Annotated in this window: 20 protein-coding genes; 16 read left to right on the forward strand and 4 right to left on the reverse strand. The window is 43.0% G+C overall.

Annotation, left to right across the window (positions count from 1 at the left end; all coding sequences use genetic code 11):
• Nucleotides 1-599: 599 nt before the first annotated feature.
• The 9 genes from MHI33_RS19300 to rbsB all read left to right on the forward strand — a co-directional run bounded on the left by MHI33_RS19300 (nt 600) and on the right by rbsB (nt 10,051).
• Nucleotides 600-2,081 (forward strand): spore germination protein, encoded by a 1,482-nt coding sequence (locus MHI33_RS19300; protein ID WP_065097900.1) that lies wholly within the window; start codon nt 600-602, stop codon nt 2,079-2,081.
• Nucleotides 2,071-3,168 carry a GerAB/ArcD/ProY family transporter gene (locus MHI33_RS19305; RefSeq protein WP_065097899.1) on the forward strand — a complete coding sequence of 366 codons (1,098 nt, stop codon included), beginning with the start codon at nt 2,071-2,073 and terminating at the stop codon, nt 3,166-3,168. Before MHI33_RS19300 ends, MHI33_RS19305 begins: the two co-directional genes overlap by 11 nt.
• Nucleotides 3,158-4,300 carry a Ger(x)C family spore germination protein gene (locus MHI33_RS19310; protein ID WP_340913223.1) on the forward strand — a complete coding sequence of 381 codons (1,143 nt, stop codon included), beginning with the start codon at nt 3,158-3,160 and terminating at the stop codon, nt 4,298-4,300. The genes MHI33_RS19305 and MHI33_RS19310 overlap by 11 nt, the downstream gene beginning before the upstream one ends.
• 117 nt (nt 4,301-4,417) lie before the next feature.
• Nucleotides 4,418-5,404 carry a LacI family DNA-binding transcriptional regulator gene (locus MHI33_RS19315; protein WP_044140089.1) on the forward strand — a complete coding sequence of 329 codons (987 nt, stop codon included), beginning with the start codon at nt 4,418-4,420 and terminating at the stop codon, nt 5,402-5,404.
• A complete protein-coding gene (rbsK, locus tag MHI33_RS19320) occupies nt 5,401-6,279 on the forward strand; it encodes a ribokinase (RefSeq protein WP_065097897.1) in 879 nt (292 codons plus the stop codon). The genes MHI33_RS19315 and rbsK overlap by 4 nt, the downstream gene beginning before the upstream one ends.
• Entirely contained in the window at nt 6,276-6,668 is a 393-nt protein-coding gene (gene rbsD, locus MHI33_RS19325) for a D-ribose pyranase (RefSeq protein WP_065097896.1), read from the forward strand. Before rbsK ends, rbsD begins: the two co-directional genes overlap by 4 nt.
• A 15-nt stretch (nt 6,669-6,683) precedes the next feature.
• The gene (locus MHI33_RS19330) at nt 6,684-8,165 is read left to right on the forward strand and encodes a sugar ABC transporter ATP-binding protein (protein WP_340913228.1); all 1,482 of its coding nucleotides are present in this window, start codon (nt 6,684-6,686) and stop codon (nt 8,163-8,165) included.
• 1 nt (nt 8,166) lies between these two features.
• Nucleotides 8,167-9,120 (forward strand): ribose ABC transporter permease RbsC, encoded by a 954-nt coding sequence (rbsC, locus tag MHI33_RS19335; protein WP_044140093.1) that lies wholly within the window; start codon nt 8,167-8,169, stop codon nt 9,118-9,120.
• A 13-nt stretch (nt 9,121-9,133) separates the two neighbouring features.
• Nucleotides 9,134-10,051: a ribose ABC transporter substrate-binding protein RbsB gene (gene rbsB / locus MHI33_RS19340; RefSeq protein ID WP_340913231.1), complete on the forward strand. Its 918-nt coding sequence runs from the start codon at nt 9,134-9,136 to the stop codon at nt 10,049-10,051.
• A 74-nt stretch (nt 10,052-10,125) separates the two neighbouring features.
• Here the strand turns inward: rbsB and MHI33_RS19345 are convergent, their stop codons facing one another.
• Together MHI33_RS19345 and alsR are read right to left on the reverse strand one after the other, a co-directional pair.
• Complete coding sequence (locus MHI33_RS19345; protein ID WP_050782684.1) at nt 10,126-10,728, reverse strand: flavin reductase family protein; 603 nt, start codon at nt 10,726-10,728, stop codon at nt 10,126-10,128.
• 65 nt (nt 10,729-10,793) lie between these two features.
• Nucleotides 10,794-11,690: an acetoin biosynthesis transcriptional regulator AlsR gene (gene alsR, locus MHI33_RS19350; RefSeq protein ID WP_065097893.1), complete on the reverse strand. Its 897-nt coding sequence runs from the start codon at nt 11,688-11,690 to the stop codon at nt 10,794-10,796.
• A gap of 150 nt (nt 11,691-11,840) precedes the next feature.
• On the opposite strand from alsR, the gene alsS reads away from it, so the two are divergent.
• The 5 genes from alsS to MHI33_RS19375 all read left to right on the forward strand — a co-directional run bounded on the left by alsS (nt 11,841) and on the right by MHI33_RS19375 (nt 16,108).
• The gene (gene alsS, locus MHI33_RS19355) at nt 11,841-13,538 is read left to right on the forward strand and encodes an acetolactate synthase AlsS (protein WP_217012655.1); all 1,698 of its coding nucleotides are present in this window, start codon (nt 11,841-11,843) and stop codon (nt 13,536-13,538) included.
• Nucleotides 13,539-13,576: 38 nt separating this feature from the next.
• Nucleotides 13,577-14,347, forward strand: a complete 771-nt coding sequence (budA, locus tag MHI33_RS19360) for an acetolactate decarboxylase (protein ID WP_217012656.1) — start codon at nt 13,577-13,579, stop codon at nt 14,345-14,347.
• A gap of 117 nt (nt 14,348-14,464) precedes the next feature.
• Nucleotides 14,465-14,977 (forward strand): Lrp/AsnC family transcriptional regulator, encoded by a 513-nt coding sequence (locus MHI33_RS19365; RefSeq protein WP_221450687.1) that lies wholly within the window; start codon nt 14,465-14,467, stop codon nt 14,975-14,977.
• Between the two features lie 7 nt (nt 14,978-14,984).
• Nucleotides 14,985-15,575 carry a chromate transporter gene (locus MHI33_RS19370; RefSeq protein WP_065097890.1) on the forward strand — a complete coding sequence of 197 codons (591 nt, stop codon included), beginning with the start codon at nt 14,985-14,987 and terminating at the stop codon, nt 15,573-15,575.
• The gene (locus MHI33_RS19375; RefSeq protein ID WP_106067059.1) at nt 15,575-16,108 is read left to right on the forward strand and encodes a chromate transporter; all 534 of its coding nucleotides are present in this window, start codon (nt 15,575-15,577) and stop codon (nt 16,106-16,108) included. Before MHI33_RS19370 ends, MHI33_RS19375 begins: the two co-directional genes overlap by 1 nt.
• Nucleotides 16,109-16,347: 239 nt before the next feature.
• On the opposite strand, the gene MHI33_RS19380 is transcribed toward MHI33_RS19375, so the two are convergent.
• On the reverse strand, nt 16,348-17,667 hold the full coding sequence (locus tag MHI33_RS19380) for a UDP-glucose dehydrogenase family protein (protein WP_113767786.1): 1,320 nt from the start codon (nt 17,665-17,667) through the stop codon (nt 16,348-16,350).
• 116 nt (nt 17,668-17,783) lie between these two features.
• On the reverse strand, nt 17,784-17,927 hold the full coding sequence (locus MHI33_RS19385; protein ID WP_003214884.1) for a hypothetical protein: 144 nt from the start codon (nt 17,925-17,927) through the stop codon (nt 17,784-17,786).
• 186 nt (nt 17,928-18,113) lie between these two features.
• Between MHI33_RS19385 and MHI33_RS19390 the strand changes: the two genes are divergently transcribed.
• Together MHI33_RS19390 and MHI33_RS19395 are read left to right on the forward strand one after the other, a co-directional pair.
• Nucleotides 18,114-19,721, forward strand: a complete 1,608-nt coding sequence (locus MHI33_RS19390; protein WP_340913237.1) for an SWIM zinc finger family protein — start codon at nt 18,114-18,116, stop codon at nt 19,719-19,721.
• Nucleotides 19,708-22,485: a DEAD/DEAH box helicase gene (locus MHI33_RS19395; RefSeq protein ID WP_340913240.1), complete on the forward strand. Its 2,778-nt coding sequence runs from the start codon at nt 19,708-19,710 to the stop codon at nt 22,483-22,485. The genes MHI33_RS19390 and MHI33_RS19395 overlap by 14 nt, the downstream gene beginning before the upstream one ends.
• Nucleotides 22,486-22,541 lie beyond the last annotated feature (56 nt).

The following is a 22,541-nucleotide window of genomic DNA, read 5'->3' on the forward strand; positions in this document are numbered from 1 at the left end:
CCTAGCTCCTCTTTAAATGAAAAGGCCAAAAGACGGACAAAAATCAGCCTGAATTTCGGCTTCAATCAAGAGTAAGCGTTACCACCAAGCATCGAAAAATCTTTTGTCCTTTTCTCCCTAAATTTTTTGACAATTGTTAAGATGTATTTTGAATCAATGTTTTAAAGCCCTTTAAACTCTATAACATCAGTCGTATCAGCGCTTTAAATGAATAGTGCGTGTTTTGGAATGTTTTCGATTTTTGAAGGAACAGGTTAGAAAGTCATCTTCATCGGTCAGAACGCTACACGTTGACCTATGACAAAGGTCACCTCATAAAAAATCAAGTCATATGCTTATTTTCGGGTCACAAAAAATTGGGATAAGATGTCAACTATTGATCATTTCGAAATGCCTGCTCTTTACGATATTCGCTCCTTATGACCTACACAATGAAACATTATTCATTTGTTTTTATCAAGATTCATCATTTCTTAACATTTTTAATATGATTTTAGTTGAAAGTTGTCAATTCATGTCATGCTTTCCCCAAAGGCGACGAATAAAATCAGCTTCCCCGCTTACACTAAGGTTAAAAAATCTGTGAGAGGAGGCTAAAGATGCCAAACAGCAATGAGCAAACACGGTTGCATTTTTTATCAGGCAGCTTCGAGGAAAAAATCCGGATTCTGAAAAAAACATTTCAGCAAAGCGGCGATTTTGAATACCGAGAGTTAATGGTGAATGAAACGAAATCTGTCCTGTTTTTTATTAAAACAAGAATTGATGAAGGCAAACTGAACAACTTTATTATCGGTAACTTGTTAGGTCCTCCTGGAAAACAAGATTATACAAAGTCTCTTAGTACGCTTGAAACAGGCGACTTGACTCTGATCACTGACAGTATTATTGCAGGAAGCATTGCCTTTCTTGATGAAAATTCCTCGCAGATCAAATTATTTGCTGTCGGGCAGCCGCCGCTTCGCTCTATTTCTGAGCCTTCTTCAGAAAGCATCATTGCGGGTGCTCATGATGGATTTGTGGAAAGTTTGGATACGAATATATATTTACTGCGTTCTCACTTAAATGATCGGAAGCTCGCCATTCAGTACCATAAGGTCGGTACAAAATCAGAAACAAAGCTTGCGATTGTTTATATTTCTGATGTAGCGAATCAGGAAAAGGTAGAAGAGGTAAACAGACGGATCTCTTCTATTAAAGTAGACACGCTGATTAGTCCTGGTTCTATTGTTGAGGCGATCGAAGATGATTCATTTTCTATTTTTCCGCAGCTGATTGATACAGAACGTCCTGATAAGGTGAGATCTGCCATTCTTGAAGGTCGTATTGTAGTGCTGATGGACGGGAGCCCTATGGCAATTATTCTTCCTGTCACCTTTTTTAGTTTCTTTCAATCACCAGATGATTATAATAGCCGCTGGATTCCAGCTACATTTATCCGTATTTTGCGTTATCTCGCCTGCATCATCGCAGTCATACTGCCATCTTTTTATATTGCGGTGATTGGGTTTCATTATGAGGTGGTCCCTGATGAACTCGCCGTGACCATGAAGAATTCTATTATTGGGATTCCCTTCCCTCCTTTAATCGAAGCCATGCTGATGGAAATTACTATTGAACTCATACGGGAAGCCGGGGTGCGTCTGCCAAAACCAATCGGGCAAACCATTGGGATCGTAGGAGGTTTGGTCATTGGGGATGCCGTTGTACAAGCAGGACTCATCTCAAATGTTCTTGTCATCGTGGTCGCCGTGACCGCTGTCGCTTCCTTTGTCCTCCCATCATTTGAAATGACGGCCACCATTAGGATGTTGCGTTTCCCGCTCATGTTCATGGCATCAATGTTTGGTTTTATAGGCATTTCATTTGGTTTATCCATCATTCTCATGAATTTATGCCGCCTTGAATCACTAGGGGTACCATACTTATCACCTGTTGCTCCATTTAACTGGCAGGATTTAAAAGATACTGTAATCCGCCTCCCAATGTGGATGTACAAAAATCGCCCTGTTTATTTAAATCCGCAAAAGAAAAAACAAATTGAACATTTGAGAGGATGGAAAAAGAAAAATGAAAAATAAAATATCTCCACCTCAAGCTGTGTTTTTTCTCATTCAATCTCAAATTGGTGTCGGTATTTTAGCGCTTCCCCACTTTTTGATGAAAGACATGGGACACGATGGGTGGATGGCGATCATTGTCGCCTGTTTTTTTATCCAAATCATTAATACAATTTTCATTTACATCATTCATAAATATCCAGAAACATCATTCTTCCAAGCATTAATTGATGTATTTGGACAATGGATTGGAAAATTACTGATTGCACTGTATACACTGTATTTTGCCTCCGTCTGTATTGTCGTTTTATCCATTTTCACAAGAATTATTGGTATGTGGGTTCTGCCGCTGACGCCAAACTGGGTCATCAATCTATTACTCATTACTTCCATTGTTTATATTGCGAAGGAGCAAATTACAGCCATTGTCAGGTTTAACTTTATATTAACTCCATTTCTCCTTTTGCTTTCCTTGCTGATGTTTTATTCATTAAAGGGGACCAATATCGATTATCTGATGCCATTTTTTCAGACAGACATTTCTCAATTTCAGCTCGGACTGAAAGACGTCGTCCTATCGATGAATGGATTTGAAATGATTCTGATCCTTTCTCCATTTATGAAGGGCAGCATCAAGGAACGCTATAAGGTCATGACCATTTCAAATATATGCACAACGCTTTACTACCTATTTATTACATTGATTTGTTTTATGTTTTTTAGTCCAATTGAGCTTAATGTGATTCCCAACCCTGTCCTTTACTTATTAAAAACCATCTCCTTCGGTATCATTGAGCGGACAGATTTAATTTTTCTGAGTTTCTGGGTGTTTGTTATTCTTGCCACATTAAGTAACTATCTGTACTTTTGTGCAAATGGCATTTCCAGTCTACTGAAGAAAAAGGATCACAAAAAGTATGTTTATTGTTTCGCCATTCTGATATATGCGTCTAGCTGTTTTTTGGCAGTCGATAACTTTCGCATTCAGCGTTTCAATGATTTTACAACGATTGCTCAGTACTCGTTCATTTACACACTTCCAGCATTCATGGCGATCGTTATCTTTATCAAACAACGCAAAAAGAAGGTGAAATCACATGCGTCATAAATATGTGCTGACTCTCCTCATGTGCGTGTCTCTCACCATGATGCCTGGCTGCTGGGATCAAAACCTATTAAAAAACATCTCCCTTGTCCTTACTTCCACCATTGATCAAGGGGAAGATGATAACGCAAAAGTATCGATTACCTACCGGAAAGTACAACAGTCTCAAAGTATGCAGCAAGGAAGTTCAGGTACTTATTCAACCACTGTACTGACAACCAATGCTCCCACTTTACGTAAAGCAGGAACAGACTTCCGCCGAATGGTTGACCAAAAGATTGATATGTCAAAAATGAGGGTTTTACTGATCAGTGATGAATTCTCTCAAAATCAACTTCTTCCCTACTTAGACATGTACTATCGCGATCCGAAAAGTCCTTTACTTGCCAATTTAGCCATTGTGAAAGGTGGTTCAACTATTGATGTGATCAACAAACTACTAAAAGAACAGCTCATTGTCAGTGACTATTTAAACAATCTCATTACAACTGCATCAAGAGGTTCACAGGTAACTGCTGAAAATATTCAAAGCATACGATCAAAGATGCTCCAGGCTGGCGAAGATTTTACCCTGCCCTTAATTTTATTTGATCAGTCTAAACAACTAATCAAAGTAGCAGGTGTGGCTTTATTCGATAATGAGAAAAAAACAGGCGAGCTTTATGGTCAAGATGCCATGCTTCTCAATCTCATGAATAATAAAATCGGAAAATATGCAAATTTCACTAAAAAAATCAGAAATGATATGAAGTTGAAGGGAAATAACTACATTACCATCCAAGTCACTGACTCAAAACGAGATATTCGTATTCTTAATTCTGATCATCGAAACGTGACAATTGGTCTCGATTTCGAATTCAACACAGCTGTCATTGAATATCCGAAAGACAATTTAGATAGTACGAAAAAGATCGATGAACTAAACAAACGATTATCAGCTATTTTCACAAAGGAAGCAGAAAAAGTAATCTCTGTCTTACAGCAATCAAACTCTGACGTGTTAAGTCTTGGAAGAAAATATCGAGTCCAACATTACGATGAGTATGTAAAAATGAATTGGAAAACCGATTATCCAAATGTAAAAATTATCCCAAAAATCAAAGTGAATATTACAGAAACAGGGATTATTAGTTAAGAAAAGGAAGATGTCATCTTTCTTTTCTTTTTTTATTTTTTTAAGATTGTCATTTAAAAGCTTTCATGATAATCTATTTGTGTAAACGGTTACACATTCACGAAGGGAGGCACTCCATTGGCTACAATTAAAGATGTTGCAAAAGCTGCACAAGTGTCTGTTGCCACTGTTTCACGCGTATTGAACGATACTGGATATGTCCATTCAGATACGAAAATCCGCGTGACACAAGCGATGCAGGAGCTGAACTACTTTCCCAATGAAGTGGCTAGATCCCTTTTCAAAAGAGAATCCCGCTTAATCGGTTTGATCTTGCCTGATATCACAAACCCCTTCTTTCCTCAGCTTGCTAGAGGCGTAGAGGATGAGATTCATGCGCAAGGTTTTCGGTTATTATTCGGAAACAGTGATGAAGATCGAGAAAAGGAATTGGCTTATTTACAAACATTTAAACAAAATCAAGTAGTCGGTGTCATCGCTGTCACAAACGAACCTGAATCAGATATATACAATGATGATGAATTGCCGGTTGTGTTCTTAGATCGAACCGTTCCACATGCACCTTCTGTATCTGCAGATACTGCAGCTGGCGGGAAAATGGCTGCAATGGAATTAATCAGGCGCGGCAGCCGGCAGATCACACTGCTGAAAGGACCTGCCCACCTTCAAACAGCGAGGCAGAGATTCAAGGGTGCACTCGATGTACTGACCGAAAAGGGTGTCGACTTCCATGTGATGTCTAATGCTTCATTTTCTTTTCAAGAAGCCCGTAAGAGTGCCAAGGCTCTTTTCCAGCTGTACCCTGAAACAGATGGCATCATTGCCAGTAACGACATCGTCGCAACAGCGGTCATTCACGAAGCACTTCGGATCGGAAAAGCCGTTCCAGAGGATGTTCAAATCATTGGGTTTGATGATATTCCGCAAAGCGAGCTGCTCTTCCCTTCCCTATCGACGATTAGGCAGCCTGCCTATGAGATGGGAAAAGAAGCGGCACAGCTGTTAATCAAAGCGATTCAGAAACAACCTATAGATCAACCAGTTATCCAAATGCCCGTCTCTTTTATTGAACGAGAGACCACAAGAAAGGTGGATTCACAATGAGTCATATTGTCGTAGTAGGAAGCTGTTCAATGGATTTAGTCGTCACTTCGAATAAAAGACCAAATGCCGGTGAAACAGTGTTAGGCGAATCATTTAAAACCGTCCCAGGCGGAAAAGGCGCCAATCAAGCAGTCGCCAGTGCCAGACTCGGTGCTGATGTATACATGGTCGGCCGAGTCGGTGATGACGCTTATGGTCAAGATATTCTCAGCAATCTACAAGATCAAGGGGTTCGCACCTCATATATGAAACCGGTTACCGAAATGGAAAGCGGCACGGCTCATATCATTTTAGCAGAAGGTGATAACAGCATTGTCGTGGTCAAAGGGGCAAATGACGAGGTCACTCCTAACTATGTAAGAGAAGCACTTTCTACAATAGATGATATTGGAATAGTGCTCATTCAGCAGGAAATACCTGAAGAAACGGTCGAAGCTGTCTGCGCCATTTGCAGTGAAAAAGAAATCCCTGTGATTTTAAACCCTGCACCTGCCCGCAAAGTATCGCATCAAGTTTTAGACCAGGCTGCCTATATTACACCGAATGAGCACGAGGCTGTTCTCATGTTTAATGGACTCCCAAATGAAGACGCCTTGCGTCAATACCCTAACAAATTACTGATTACAGAAGGGAAAAATGGGGTTCGATATTTTGACGGATTGAAAGAAGTGCTAGTCCCAGGATTTCCAGTCGAAGCAGTTGATACAACAGGAGCAGGCGATACCTTTAACGGAGCCTTGGCTGTCGCCTTAACAGAAGGCAACTCTCTCTATGACGCACTTGCATTCGCTAACCTTGCAGCATCAATGTCTGTCACCAAGTTCGGTGCACAAGGCGGCATGCCAACAAGAGAAGAACTGGAGAGAAAAAAATGAAAAAAAACGGCATCTTAAACAGTCATATCGCCAAGGTACTTGCTGACCTTGGTCATACAGATACAATCGTCATCGCAGACTGCGGCCTGCCTATTCCAGAAGGTCCAGTCAAAATCGACCTGGCACTATCAATCGGCACACCGTCCTTTCAGGAGGTCACCTCCCTCCTTCTTCAAGAAATGGCGGTTGAACACATTACTGTAGCTAGTGAAATCAAAGAAGCCAATGAGCGAGATCATCTATTTCTAAAGAAAGCGTTCTCACACCCATTACATGATGTAGACCACGAGACGTTCAAAGACATGACCAAACAGGCAAAAGCAGTCATTCGCACGGGTGAAGCCACCCCATACGCAAACTGCATTCTTCATGCCGGTGTCATCTTTTAAAAGGAGGAGCCAGATATGAACATTGAGATGCATAACATCCATAAGGCCTTTGGAAAAAACACCGTTCTTTCCGGGGTCTCCTTTGACCTCGTCACAGGTGAGGTTCACGCGCTCATGGGTGAAAATGGCGCAGGAAAATCAACTTTAATGAACCTGCTCACAGGTCTTTATTCATTAGACCAGGGAACGATTCATATCGACGGGAAAGAAATCGCTTTCAAAAATCCGAAGGAAGCGGAACAACACGGTATCGCCTTTATTCATCAAGAGCTCAACATATGGCCAGATATGACCGTCTTGGAAAACCTATTCATCGGGAAAGAAATCTATACGAAATTTGGATTGCTAGACACAAAGAAAATGAAGGTTCTTGCCCAAAGCCAGCTGGACCGATTGTCTGTGAACCTCTCGCTTGATCAAGAGGCAGGCAGCTGCTCTGTTGGACAAAAACAGATGATTGAGATTGCAAAGGCATTAATGACGGAAGCGAAGGTCATCATCATGGATGAGCCAACAGCAGCTCTAACGGACCGTGAGATTGAAAAGCTCTTTCAGGTCATTGAATCTCTCAAAAAGGAAGGCGTATCCATCGTCTATATTTCTCACCGTATGGAGGAAATCTTTGCGATTTGTGACCGGATTACCATCATGCGCGATGGGAAAACGGTCGATACGAAAGCCATACCTGAAACGAATTTCCATGAGGTGGTCAAAAAAATGGTCGGCCGCGAATTAACAGATCGATACCCTGAGAGAACGCCTTCTCTAGGAGATACTATCCTTGAGGTGAAGCAAGCGACAAGAAAAGGACAATTTCAAGATATCAATTTCTCCGTTAAAGCTGGAGAAATCGTCGGTGTTGCAGGCTTAATGGGCGCTGGCAGGACCGAAATGATGCGGTCGCTGTTTGGTCTTGATCCTCTTGATCAAGGTGAAATCTGGGTTCATGGAAAAAAGGCTATCATTAAAAAACCAAGTGATGCCGTCAAGCTTGGCATCGGCTTTATCACAGAGGATCGCAAAGATGAAGGACTTATGCTGGATGCATCCATTCGAGAAAACATTGGTCTGCCAAACTTAGAAAGCTTCTCTCCAAAAGGACTGATCGATAAGAAAAACGAACAGGATTTTGTTGACATGCTCATCAAAAGATTGACGATTAAAACGGCTTCCTCTGAAATCTCTGCTCGAAGTCTCTCTGGTGGAAATCAGCAAAAAGTCGTCATCGCCAAATGGATCGGCATCCAGCCAAAGGTCTTGATTTTAGATGAACCGACAAGAGGTGTCGACGTCGGAGCGAAACGAGAAATCTACCAGTTAATGAATGAACTGACTGATCGAGGTGTCGCCATTTTAATGGTCTCCTCTGAGCTCCCAGAAGTTCTAGGGATGAGCGATCGAGTGCTTGTCATTCATGAAGGAACCATCAGCGGCGAATTAAATAAAGCAGACGCAACACAAGAACGAATTATGACACTAGCTACAGGAGGGAAGTAACATGAAACCACTTACTTCAAATGGACGATTTGACAACATCATGCAAAAGCTTGGGCCATTCTTAGGACTCATCATCCTTGTTGCCATTGTTTCTATTTTAAACCCGGCCTTTTTAGAGCCATTAAACATCTTAAACTTACTGAGACAAATCTCCATTAATGCCCTCATTGCCTTTGGTATGACGTTTGTTATTTTAACCGGAGGAATTGATTTGTCTGTCGGTGCCATTTTAGCACTTTCTAGTGCACTGACTGCCGGATTTATCGTGTCTGGTATGGACCCGATTTTAGCTATTATCGTTGGCTGTATCATCGGCGCTATTCTTGGGATGGTCAACGGTCTTTTAATCACAAAAGGAAAAATGGCTCCTTTTATCGCAACACTTGCCACGATGACGATTTTCAGAGGGTTAACACTTGTTTATACAGATGGAAACCCGATTACAGGACTCGGTTCTAACTATGCCTTTCAGTTATTCGGCCGCGGGTATTTCTTAGGCATTCCTGTTCCAGCGATCACGATGCTTCTCACCTTTATCGTACTTTGGGTGCTTCTTCATAAAACTCCTTTCGGCAGAAGAACGTATGCCATCGGCGGAAATGAAAAAGCTGCGTTCATTTCAGGAATCAAAGTACCACGCGTAAAAATTATGATTTATTCATTGGCAGGTTTCATGTCTGCTTTAGCAGGTGCCATTTTAACCTCTCGCCTAAACTCAGCTCAACCAACAGCTGGTACGTCCTATGAGCTTGATGCGATTGCTGCTGTTGTACTTGGCGGGACAAGCCTGTCTGGCGGAAGAGGACGAATTGTCGGCACACTGATCGGGGTGCTCATCATCGGTGTCCTGAACAATGGTATGAACTTACTTGGTGTATCATCATTCTATCAATCTGTTGTGAAAGGGATTGTCATCTTGATTGCAGTCCTACTAGACAGAAAGAAATCTGCTTAAGGAGGCAGCTGCTATGAAAAAATATCTCATTCTCATTCTGACTCTCTCATTATTCATGCTTTCTGCCTGCTCGCTAGAACCACCAGAGTGGGCCAAATCAACAAAAGATGGGAAGAAAAAAGACATCAAAATCGGTCTCTCGATCTCAACTTTAAACAACCCATTCTTCGTTTCTCTCAAAAACGGGGTGACGAAAGAAGCGAAAAAGCTTGGCATCGAAGTCGTCATTGCAGATGCACAAAATGATTCAGCGAAACAAACAAGTGACGTAGAAGATTTAATTCAGCAAAGGGTCGACGCATTGCTTATCAACCCAGCGGACTCGTCTGCCATCTCAACTGCTGTTGAATCAGCGAATGCTTCAGATATTCCTGTCATCACATTAGACCGTTCAGCTGAAAGCGGTAAAGTAGAAGCACTGGTTGCCTCAGATAACGTCAAAGGCGGCGAAATGGCAGGTAACTTTATTATCGACAAGGTTGGAAAAGGCGCTAAAGTCGCTGAATTAGAAGGTGTACCAGGCGCTTCCGCTACACGTGAGCGCGGAAAAGGATTCCATCAAATAGCAGATAAAGATCTAAAAGTGACAGCAAAACAAGCGGCTGACTTCGACCGGACAAAAGGGTTGAACGTCATGGAAAACCTCCTTCAAGGAAACCCTGACATCAAAGCCGTTTTTGCCCACAATGATGAAATGGCGCTTGGCGCACTAGAGGCGATTCAAAGCTCTGGAAAAGACATTCTCGTCGTTGGCTTTGACGGAAACGAAGATGCACTCAACTCGATCAAAGCAGGAAAACTATCTGCCACAGTCGCCCAGCAGCCAGAGCTGATCGGAAAACTGGCAGTCGGCGCTGCAAGCGACGTCTTAAAAGGGAAAAAGGTAGAAAAGAACATCGCAGCTCCACTGAAACTAGAACAGAAAAAATAAACACAAAACCCCCGACTTCCCTCGGGGGTACAGATGGTTGACAAAGGGCTTTAGTCCTTTGTCTTCTTTTCATTTCATTCTGGTCTTTTCAGCACAAATGACGTCCCTAAATGGGCATAATCATTTCCCGCTAAACGTGCGACTGGCTTTAGTTCATGAGTCGAAACATATCCTTTTTCCGCATCATAAACAGCCTCATCTAAATGCGCACACACAACCCGGCCAATGATATGATCGACCGTGATCTCCCCTTCATCATTTTGAAAGGTAAGATGCTTTTCAAGCTGACATTCAAAGCGAATACGCGCTTCCTGAATGCCCGGCACTGACACGACATGACTCTTTACTTGATGAAGACCGGTTCGATCCAGCTCACTCTCATCCTGTGGCAGCGTAGCAGCTGTTTCATTAATATCTTCTATTATCGCTTCATCACTCACATGGACTACAAATTCTCCTCTGTCAATCATATGCTGCGCTGTGTCTTTCATCTGACCTTCGCGTCGTCCGATAGAAACTGCGAGGAGCGGCGGGTGTCCGCTGATGACATTAAAGAAACTAAATGGTGCGGCATTGACAACATCGTCTTTAGACAGACTTGTAATAAACGCAATCGGTCGTGGAACAATAGAACCCGATAATAATTTATATGCTTCTTTTCTTGATAGCTGATCCATTTGCAACGTAATCAATTCAGACACGCCTCCTTTTGGTGTATCGACATCATACCATACCTCTTTTTCTATGCCTCTGATTCAGGCTCGGTGCGATGCAGGATATGGTGGACAAGATGAAATAAAGCAGGATTATGATTTTCTCGTCTATAGGAGATCGTCCATTCTGCCAGAAGCTGTTCACCTTCAATGGACCGATACACAACATCTAGATTAAATAAACGCCGGGCTGATTTCGGAATGACCGCAATGCCGATACCAGCTGTGACAAGGCCAATCACCATTTGATATTCCGCCGCTTCCTGCACAATATTAGGAGAAAACCCGTACTTTTCACATAGCAGGACAAAGTGTTGATAAAGGGACGGCCATGATTCCTGTGATAAAGAAATAATCGGCTCATGACGAATATCTTCGATCGTGACCGCCTCTTTTTTCGCCAGCGGATGATTTTTCGGAATCGCAAAAATACATTCACTTTGCTTCATCAAACGGCTGACCAGTTCTTCATGAGGAGATGTAGGATGTAAAAAACCGATATCAATCTCCCCATTTAAAAGCGCTCCTAGCTGCTGCGGAACAGAAAGCTGCTCCAGCTCAATACTGACAGAGGGATACAGCTCTCTGAATTCGCGTACAACTGGCGGCAGAATATCATACGTCGCTGTTCCAACAAACCCTATGATGATTTTTCCCAACTCTCCTCTTGCTGTATGCCGGGCATGATCAACGGCTTTATCAAGCTGATGCAGCACACCCCGCACCTCATGTAAAAAGACCTTTCCAGCAGCTGTTAGCTCCACCACTCGCTTCGACCGGTGAAACAAAGGAAACCCCAATTCTTCTTCAAATTGCTTAATTTGCTGACTAAGTGGAGGCTGTGTCATATTCAACCGTGCGGCTGCTCTGCCAAAATGCAGCTCCTCTGCTACTGTGACAAAGTATTGCAAATGTCTCAGTTCCATCCTTTCACCCCTTGCACTCTTATTCGTGAAACATATTAAAACCACGTTAAACAGATATTGGAAATTTTCCATTTTGAAATGTATAGTAAATCATATCATGAAAATATATTTTCATAAAAAATTTTACTTGCCGAAAGGAGTGCGGGGTAAATGAATTCTCAAGCACAACCCCTAACAAGACGAGGAGCAGAATTGATTGTTGATACGCTGATTGCTCAAGGTGTGACCCATGTTTTTGCAATTCCAGGTGCCAAAATTGACGCCGTATTTGATGTATTAAAAGACAGAGGTCCAGAGCTTGTCCTATGCAGACACGAACAAAATGCCGCCTTTATGGCAGCTGCTGTCGGCCGCTTAACCGGCAAACCAGGTGTTTGTCTCGTCACATCAGGTCCTGGCGCATCTAATTTAGCAACAGGTCTATTAACAGCCAATACAGAAGGTGATCCTGTTGTCGCAATCGCTGGAAACGTCATTCGTGCGGATCGGCTGAAACGAACACATCAATCACTCGACAATGCGGCATTATTCAAACCAGTCACAAAATACAGTGTTGAAGTACAAGACGTTCATAATATACCCGAAGCCTTAACAAATGCTTTTCGCGCGGCACAAAAGGGGCAGGCTGGAGCAGCATTTATCAGCTTTCCACAAGATGTCGTGACAGAACACACCACACAAATACCAGTGTCTGCTCACCCTTCTCCAGAACTAGGTCCTGCACCGGATGCTCTCATCAGCTCGGCTATCGCCAAAATTCAAAATGCACACTTACCTGTTGCCATTGTGGGAATGAAAGCAAGTCGTCCAGCTGCTGCAAAGGCTACAAGAACATTATTGAAAACACTTGGAATTCCATTTGTCGAAACGTACCAAGGAGCCGGCGTTCTCTCAAGAGAGCTTGAGTCTCAATATGTAGGCAGAATCGGTTTATTCCGAAATCAGCCGGGGGATCTTCTCATTGAACAAGCAGATGTCCTTTTAACCATCGGCTTTGATCCAATTGAATACGATCCGAAGCATTGGAATATTCAGCCGAAGCAGCGACAGATCATCCATGTCGATGACATCCAGGCAGATATTGACCATTTTTATGAGCCGGCACTTGAGCTTGTTGGCAATATAGCTGAAACCGTTAAACATCTAGCCCATGACAGTGTTCCACTTTCTCTATGCAAAGAACAAATTGAATTCGTCACTGAATTGCAGGAGCTGTTAAGCGACATTGAAAAAGTACCAGAAAGAGAAAGTCATCTATCTCACCCGCTGGATGTCATTCATACATTAAGACGCCTGATTCCTGATGACACGAAGGTCACATGTGATATCGGGTCTCACGCGATTTGGATGTCGCGTCACTTCCGCGTCTATGAGCCGAACACATTCCTCGTGAGCAACGGAATGCAAACATTAGGCGTCGCATTACCATGGGCCATTGCGGCTTCCATATTGAATCCAGATGAAAAGATCATTTCGGTCTCTGGTGATGGCGGTTTTCTCTTCTCTGCAATGGAGCTAGAAACAGCCGTCCGCATGAAAACAAATCTTGTTCACCTTGTTTGGAATGACAGCACATACGACATGGTGGCATTTCAGCAGGAAATGAAATATGACCGCACATCCTGCGTTGAATTCGGACAGATCGACTTAGTGAAATATGCGGAAAGCTTTGGAGCGACTGGATTACGGGTTAACTCACCTGAAGAGCTTTCAACTGTCCTCCAAAAGGGTATAAACATAGAAGGACCCGTTATTATTGATATTCCGATTGACTATCAAGACAACCCAGACCTCGCCAGTCAAAAATGGCCAGAAGTCTTTCGTGAAAAACACACATTGAACGTCTGATAAGATGTCCATACATTACACCAAAGGAGTGAGCGGATATGGGTATGATGCACCCAATGAATCAACAAAACGGCACAAGACAACATGACAAACAGCAAGAGGTCTATCAAGTATCGACGATGACCTCTTTGCTGGAAGCCGTATATGATGGAGATTTCTCCCTTTCACAAATTCCCGAGCACGGTGATTTCGGCATTGGTACATTCAATCAATTAGATGGAGAGCTGATCGGCTTTGACGGCGCATTTTATCGACTGCGCTCAGATGGAACAGCGACACCGGTAACAGATCAAGATTATTCACCCTTCTGCTCTCTAGCATTCTTTGAAACAGATATCGTTCATCGAATTGATGCACCCATGACGAGCAAAGAGCTAGAAGAAGAAATCGACCGCATTTTACCGAGTAAGAATGTGTTTTATGCAATCCGCATTGATGGATCATTCAAAAAGGTTCAAACACGTACAGTTGAAAAACAGGAAAAACCTTACGTTCCGATGGTGGAAGCTGTCAAGTCACAGCCCATCTTCGATTTCGAGGATATTCAAGGAACGATCGCCGGTTTCCGTACACCACAGTACGCACATGGCATTGCGGTGAGTGGATACCATCTTCATTTCATTGATGACGATCGAAGTGTCGGCGGACACGTATTTGATTACACCGTTGATCAAGTGACCATCCGAATTTCTCAAAAACGTCATATGAATTTACATCTGCCAAATACGCAGGAATTCTTTCAAGCAGACATTGATCGAGCTGACCTCGCACAGCAAATTGCCAGTGCAGAAAGCAGCCCAGATCAATAAAATAAAGACACCCCGGTGCTTCCGGGGTGTCTTTATATGCAAAAAGAACACTCATCACCTCATTACATTTCATTTCGTTATAAAATTGAGATTCACTCATTCTATTCGTAATAAAATATGTTAAAATATCAACAAAAGAAAGGTGGTCATACGGTGGCAAACGACTATAGCATTCCGAACCTAACATTAGACGAACGAGATAAACAAATTTTATCCCTATTACATGAGGACGGGCGTATGTCCTATACAGATCTCGGGAAACAAGTCGGTCTTTCACGTGTTGCTGTGCAAGCCCGTATTCAGCAGCTAATTGAAGCAGGTGTCATCGAACGATTCACAACGGTCATCAATCCTGCTAAGATCGGCATTCATGTTTCTGTCTTCTTTAATGTAGAGGTTGAGCCGAAATTTTTAGAAGCAGTCGCCCTTCAGCTTGAGCAGGAAACAGCTGTCACAAGCCTTTATCACATGACAGGGCCAAGCAAGCTGCATATGCATGGCATTTTTCAAAATGAACAGGAAATGGAGACATTTCTGACAAAAAAACTGTACCCGCTAGAAGGCGTCGTGAGTGTGGACTGCCAAATGCTCATTAAACGATACAAAAGCCGAATGGGCATGAAATTGTAGACAGGAGTTGAAGCACTTGCAATCATATATCGAACTCATCATCGCTATGGTGCGAACCGGTATTCTCGGTTTTGGCGGAGGTCCTTCCGTCATACCACTCATTCGCCATGAAGCGGTAGTGAAATATCAATGGATCAATGATGACGAATTTGGAGAAACACTCGCCATCGCCAACGCATTACCTGGTCCGATCGCGACCAAAATGTCAGCATATCTCGGCTATCGATTGAAGGGCGTATCCGGCGCAATTGTCTCAACAGTTGCCCATATTTTACCGACATGTCTCGCCATGGTGGCACTCGTCACACTTGTCAGCGTCTTAAGCTCCTCACAAATCATTCAAAATATGATTGGCGCCGTGACACCAGTCATTGCCGTGCTGCTCGGGATCATGGCATACGAGTTTGGACAAAAAACGCTGAAAGGCTTCGGAATGATCTTCGGGATCGCTCTGTTCCTTGTGGCCTTTATCGGGCTGCAGGTGCTGTCCATTCATCCAGGAATCATTGTTATCATCTTTTTATGCTATGGCGCTTTTCATTTCAAACTGAAACAACGCTGGAACCGACCAAATAAAGAGAAAGGAGTGTCTTCATGATGCTGATTCTCTTTTTATTCTGGGCATTCTTCTTGTCCAATCTATTAGGATATGGCGGAGGACCTGCATCAATTCCGCTGAATTATGAAGAAATCGTCAACCATTTTCATTGGATGACAAACGAAGGATTTTCCAATATGCTTGCTTTAGCCAATGCACTGCCAGGACCAATTGCGACGAAAATCGCGGCATATGTCGGCTATGACGTCATGGGCTGGCCAGGCTTTATTGTGGCACTGCTTGCAACTGTACTGCCATCAGCCATTGGATTGATTTTATTGCTCAAGCTGATTGACCGCTTTCGTCAATCCCCTGTCGTCAAAGGCATGACCTTATCCGTCCAGCCTGTCATTGCGATGATGATGCTTTTATTAACATGGGAAATCGGAGGAGATGCAGTAAAAGCCATTGGCTGGGCGCAGTCGCTCGCCATTGCCGCGATCTCCTTTTTCTTTATGACTAAATTCAAAATGCACCCCGCCTTTCTCATTGTGGCTGCCTTTTTATATGGCGGATTCATCCTGCCGCATTAAAAAAACCGATAACATGACCTGTTATCGGTTTTAGATTGTTGGCAAAGGGCTAAAATGATGTTTATTTTAGCACTTTGTCTTCTTTTCAGCGTGATAGAAAACCTTTGAAGTCTAGGAAGGGCAGCTACTTTTGCGGAGCGAATTTAATATTCGTGAGCACCAGCGCGCAGACCTGCGGGCGAATGCGAGGGTTTGTCTACACGCTGAAACCGATAACATGACCTGTTATCGGTTTTCTTTTACATATATATTGGAGAAACTGGTCTACGTCCAATCGAATGATATTCGACTCCTGCTTGTTCTGCCGCTTCAAGCGTATGGCAGTTTCGCCCATCGAAAATAAGCGGCTGTCTCATCCATTCCTTATAGGACGTGAGCGGAAACGTCTGAATCTCTGTCCACTCTGTTAATATACAAGCTGCATGGACATCCTTTATCGCTTCTTCAATCGTATGAGCAAACACGACTTTTTCAGGTAGCTCACGAGCGGCATGGCGTGCGGCAACAGGATCATACGCCACAAGCTCCGCGCCTAATTGATGGAGTTCATGAGCGATTGGAACCGACGGCGCCTCCCTCATATCGTCTGTATTCGGTTTAAAAGCAAGGCCAAGAAGTGCAATTCGCTTTCCTTCAAGATTTGCCCCCAGTCTCTCTTGAATACTTCGGATAAAACCCGCTCGCTGCTCATTGTTTACTTTGATGACAGCCTTTAGCAGCTCAAAATCATGCGACACATGCCCTGCGATTTGGACAAGTGCATTTGTATCCTTTGGAAAACAAGAGCCCCCGTAGCCAATCCCCGCCTTGAGAAATGAAGAACCGATCCGCTGATCGAGCCCCATTCCCTGCGCTACCCATTCAACATCAGCACCTGTTTTTTCACAAATGGAGGCAATCTCATTCATAAAGCTGATTTTGGTCGCAAGGAAAGCATTTGATGCATACTTGATCATTTCTGCACTTTTTCGGTCTGTCTTGACCACTGGCAAATGGAAATCAGCATACATCTCCTCGAGCCGATCTAATACACCTTTTGTTTCAGCCCCAATGACAAGCCGATCTGCCCTCAATGTATCTGAAATGGCAGAGCCTTCTCGTAAAAACTCTGGGTTAGATGCAATCGATAATGGCTCATTCCGTCCTAATTCTTGATGAATCATCTGTTCGATTTGATCACCCGTTCCAACAGGCACCGTACTTTTCACCACAAGAACCGCACCTGATTTCGCTTTTGTGCCCATTTCCTTTGCAGCTTGAAACACATATTGTAAATCAGCTTGGCCATCTGCCTGCTGCGGGGTGCCGACCGCAATCATTAACACATCAGCCCGCGGGTAGGCTGCCGCTCCATTTATGTGAAATTGAATTCGTCCTTGCTCAAGATTGCGTTTCAGCAGTTCTTTTAATCCCGGCTCATACATTGGTGGATGTCCCTTTTTCAGCTGCATGACCTTTCTCCGGTCAATATCAATACACGCCACATTGTGCCCTGACTCCGCTAAACACACACCTGTGACCAGTCCCACATATCCACAGCCTGCAATTGCAATATTCATGACACCATCAGCTCCCCATACGCCTTATGCTTGTAATGACATCGTATGCTGGGAGCTTTCGTTCCATTCATAAATGCATACAAAAACCCCCTGCCATCACTAGCAGGGGGTCACTTTTATGAAACAAGACCATTTCGAATATGAGCAATCAGATTTTCAAGCATTTCTTTTGTGGTGACATCATTTGAATTCTCACCAATATCATGAGCGTACATCAAAATTTTTAAAAACTCTTCTTGATTCAAACCCTTATTATCCATGTCTGTATCCTTTCGATTCCACTAATTTCATTATTATATGTTGTATGGTTGGTTTATGCAATACTCTAATACATCATTCGACAGCTTTTGAAATTTATGACCATTTTCATGAAAAACTTTTTTATAAATCACCATTGAGCTATAATAAAAGAATTGGAATCTTTTACTTGGTTAGGAGCGGATCAAATGCTTCAGCACAACATCAACGAGGAAGAAATCAAACAAACAGCCGAACAGATCAAAGAACTTCTTCCTGCAACAGATGAAAACAAACAACTCATCAAAAAAGCATTGATTACTTATAGTCAGGACAGTGTATATCGTCTCAAGCAAGAATCTGATACGGAATGGTCAGCTTATGTACATGATGTCGTGGCAGCAAGAGTCCATCTTCATGTGCTGTTTCCTGTGAGAAGCAGCTGCTCATGTCCGGCAGATGGACTTTGTAAACACATTCTCGCTGTCTTCTTTTCGCTATACGCTCAAGTGGAGAGTGTGACTGGATTTACAGAAAATTGGTCAGAAAAGGATGAATTACAGCGCAGCAAAGAATTGATTCGTCAGCACTTCCAAGTGAAGCGCCCAGACGAACAATCACTCCAAAGCTGGTTGAATTTTTTCCAAGAGGAATTTAACCTCTGGCTGAAACGGACACCAAAGCACCAGCAAACACCGCAGCATTTGTATTATGGCTATTTATCGATCCTAAAAAAACACGCACCTCATTCTCCTGAATTCAAGAGTTTGTATGCGATTCATACGTCAATCGATGTGTGGTTAAGGATTCATGAATTAATCGACCTTGGCCAGCTTGATGCCGAGAAGGACTTTTATTCCATGAATCCATATGTAGAACAACTCATGAACACCATTTTCGATTCAGTGGATCACTTGAAGACATACGCCCTTTCCTTTTCCCTCGACCCGTTTCTTGAAAACACACCAACTGCCGTTCGGACACTTCTTCAAATAAACGGACCTTTCCAGCATGAACGAGTAGCGGTCTTTATGGAGATTTGGGGCACCATATTAAATAGAGGGAAATGGGTTAAAAAAGGAACAGAATTACTAAAGAATGCTCAGCAGCAAGAGCAAACGGTTGAACGTACCATCGGACTGATGCACATGGATTATTTAATGAAAGAAGACGATAGCCTTTTTCAGCAATTAAAGCTGCTCAATGCAGATATGCTGCCAAATGTGCTCAATTGGCTGAAGGACCTGACAAACCGCAAGGACTGGAAGCGGCTCAAGCTCTGGTATCATGAGATCACCTATATTTTAGAAGAATATTGCCAGCTCGACCTTTCCTATAGAGAACTACGAGGAGCCGTTAGTGATTTCTTCTTCTATTTAGACGCATACTTTAAGCAGACAAAGGATCATCATTTATATGAACGCTACCTCCAAATCTGCATGCCCTATGCGTTTACTGAATATAGTCAGTTCTTATATGCACAGCAGCGTTATGCAGAATGGATTGAGATTCACAGCCTTGTTGGTTTCTCCATCAGTGAACTGGAGAAGGATCTGATCAAACAAATTGCAAAAGAGGAGCCTGAAGCGCTCATTCCATCATATCACCGTGAAATCTCACAGCTTCTCGATCAAAAGAATCGAAGTGCTTACCGGGAATCTGTGAAAATGCTAAAAAAACTGCGCACGCTTTATCATAAAACGAAAAAAACTGCGATTTGGGAAAGATATGTAAAGCAGCTACAGGATTCAACGAAACGGCTGCGTGCGTTCCAAGAGGAAATGAAGAAAGGAAAATTAATTGATGACACGCCATAAACAAATTGTCATTCATGCAGAACAAACAGAAGATTTCTCTTTCACCATTTCAGCGCAAGCAGAGGACGGACACCCTGTTCCGCTTAATGAAATGAAGAGGCAGCTGTTCCAATGGCACGAATCGTCTTTTTACGGAACATTTTTAGAAGATGTAAGCTTTATTGGCACACCTGCCTTCCTGCTAAGCCCTTGGATGACCGTCGAACTGCTAGGAAAAAATTCGTTTAATACCTTTAGTCATGTGACACTAACCGATGAAACGGAACCACTGATGAAGACAGCCTCCACCATTTATGAATTCATCGAGGATGAAGATTTCATTCCCGATTACGAGGCGTGGACAAAAGGTGTGCTTCGTTTTAAAGACAAAGAAGGACTATTAGATGGCTATACGGCTGAGTGGTTCTCCTTTGCCGTACAGGATTATATTCAATATGATGATGCCTTACAGCACAAATGGAACCGCATGACAGAACAATCGCCTGCGCTCTCATCCTTCCAAGGACATTTTTTAGATGAGCAGGATTTCTTGGAAACGATTGGCTGGATTGATGACGACACACCTTTCACTGTCGGCTTGCGTTTAAATGAACCGGATTTCGACGGAGATGATTGGAAAATCGAATTGTTTTTGCGTGATAAAAAAAACAGCGACCTTCACTTTTTTGAAGGCATCCGTTCATTGAAAAGGTCTTGGCATCCGTATCAAGATAAAATCTCAAGAGAGCTGGAGCGATTCGGTCAAGTTGTTCCTTGGCTCTCTTTCACATCTGGCACCACGCTCATGTCAGAAGACGAAGCATGGCTCTTCCTATCTGAAGCAAGTGAAACACTTGTGAATATGGGCATTGAGATCCTACTCCCATCGTGGTGGCAAATTGTCAAAGAAAGCACCATGATGCTAAAAGCAAGGATTTCCTCTACCCCAAGAGGCGAGTCACATGTCGGAATGGATGCCTTGATGGACTTTAATTGGCGCTTCGCTACAAACGGCATCGAGCTGACAGAAGATGAGTTCAACGAGCTTGTCCAAAGTAAACGGCGCCTTGTCAATATTCGTGGACAATGGATCAAAATCGATCCAACCTTCATACAGCAAATGAAAAAATGGATGGAGCGTGCCGAAAATGAAGGGCTGCACATGTCTGATATTTTGTCACGTGAACTGGCAGATCAAGAAGCATCCTCTGAATCGATTCCAGAGCTGCTAGACAGCTCAGCATTTGCACATATTCAATTTGAACTTTCGTCTCAATTAAGAGGGCTTGTCCATCAGTTAAATGATACGCATGAACTGCCTTCCTACGAAATGAGTGAGTCCTTCAAAGGCACACTCAGGCCGTATCAGCAGCATGGTGTCAACTGGCTGTTATTCTTAAGATCTCATGGATTTGGGGCTTGTTTAGCAGACGATATGGGGCTTGGAAAAACGATTCAAATGATTGCGTATTTCACATATTTGAAGGAGCAGGAGCAAAATGCCGCTCCATCTCTCATCATTGCTCCGACCTCTGTTTTAGGAAACTGGCAGCGAGAGCTTGAAATCTTCGCACCACACTTGAATGTTGCCTTGCATTACGGACCATCGCGTCCTCAAGGGGAACACTTTACAAAGGCATACGAGTCAACAGATATTGTCCTGACGTCTTATGGACTCTCACATTCTGATCGTGATGAATTAACGTCAGCAAAGTGGGATACGATTTGTTTAGACGAAGCCCAAAACATTAAGAATGCCCATACGAAACAATCGAGAGCGATCAGACAGCTCAAAGGGCAGCATCACATTGCCCTTAGCGGGACACCTATGGAAAACCGTTTAACAGAGCTTTGGTCCATATTTGACTTCGTCAACAAAGGATATCTCGGCAGCTTAACGAGCTTTCATAAGAAATTCGTTCTGCCGATTGAAAAAGACCGTGATGAAAAAAGAATTGAACAGCTACAGCAACTGATTAAGCCTTTCCTATTAAGACGAACAAAGCAAGATGAAGAGGTCGCCCTGAACCTGCCTGAGAAACTCGAAGAAAAAGAATTCATTCCGCTATCCGCTGAGCAGGCTTCTTTATATGAACAGCTCGTGAAGGATACATTCGAACACATGGCTTCGTTAACAGGAATGCAGCGGAAAGCCATTATTTTAAGTATGCTCGGCAGACTCAAACAGATTTGCGATCACCCGGCTCTCTATTTAAAAGAGAATGGAACCGATGTGAAACTGCTGAAACGTTCATTAAAAATGGATAAACTCGCAGAGCTGTTAAAAGCAATACACGAGCAAGGAGAAAGCTGCCTCATCTTTACGCAGTATATTGGAATGGGGAACATGATCAAGCAGCTGGCGGAAAAGATGTTTGGAGAACCAGTTCAATTTTTAAATGGCAGTCTGTCCAAACAGGAGCGGGATAAAATGGTGGACCGCTTCCAGAAGAAAGAATTCAACATCTTAATTCTCTCTTTAAAAGCAGGAGGAACAGGACTTAACCTAACCGCCGCAAACCATGTCATTCACTACGACAGATGGTGGAATCCTGCTGTGGAAAACCAAGCGACCGACCGTGCTTATCGGATCGGACAAAAACGATTTGTTCACGTCCATAAGATGATCACAACGGGCACAATCGAGGAAAAAATCGATCAAATGCTCGAAACAAAGCAAACGTTAAATGATCAAATTATCCAAAGTGAAAGCTGGATTACAGAGCTATCGACAAACGAACTAGAAGATTTATTCACATTAAGTGCCGCCGCTCAATCATCTTAATCCAAGCAAAAAGAGGACTTTTCTCAACATGATGAAAAGTCCTCTTTTTTCATTTC

Origin of the sequence: Bacillus sp. FSL K6-2971, from assembly GCF_038006405.1 — a bacterium.
GTDB classification, from domain to species: domain Bacteria; phylum Bacillota; class Bacilli; order Bacillales; family Bacillaceae; genus Bacillus; species Bacillus pumilus.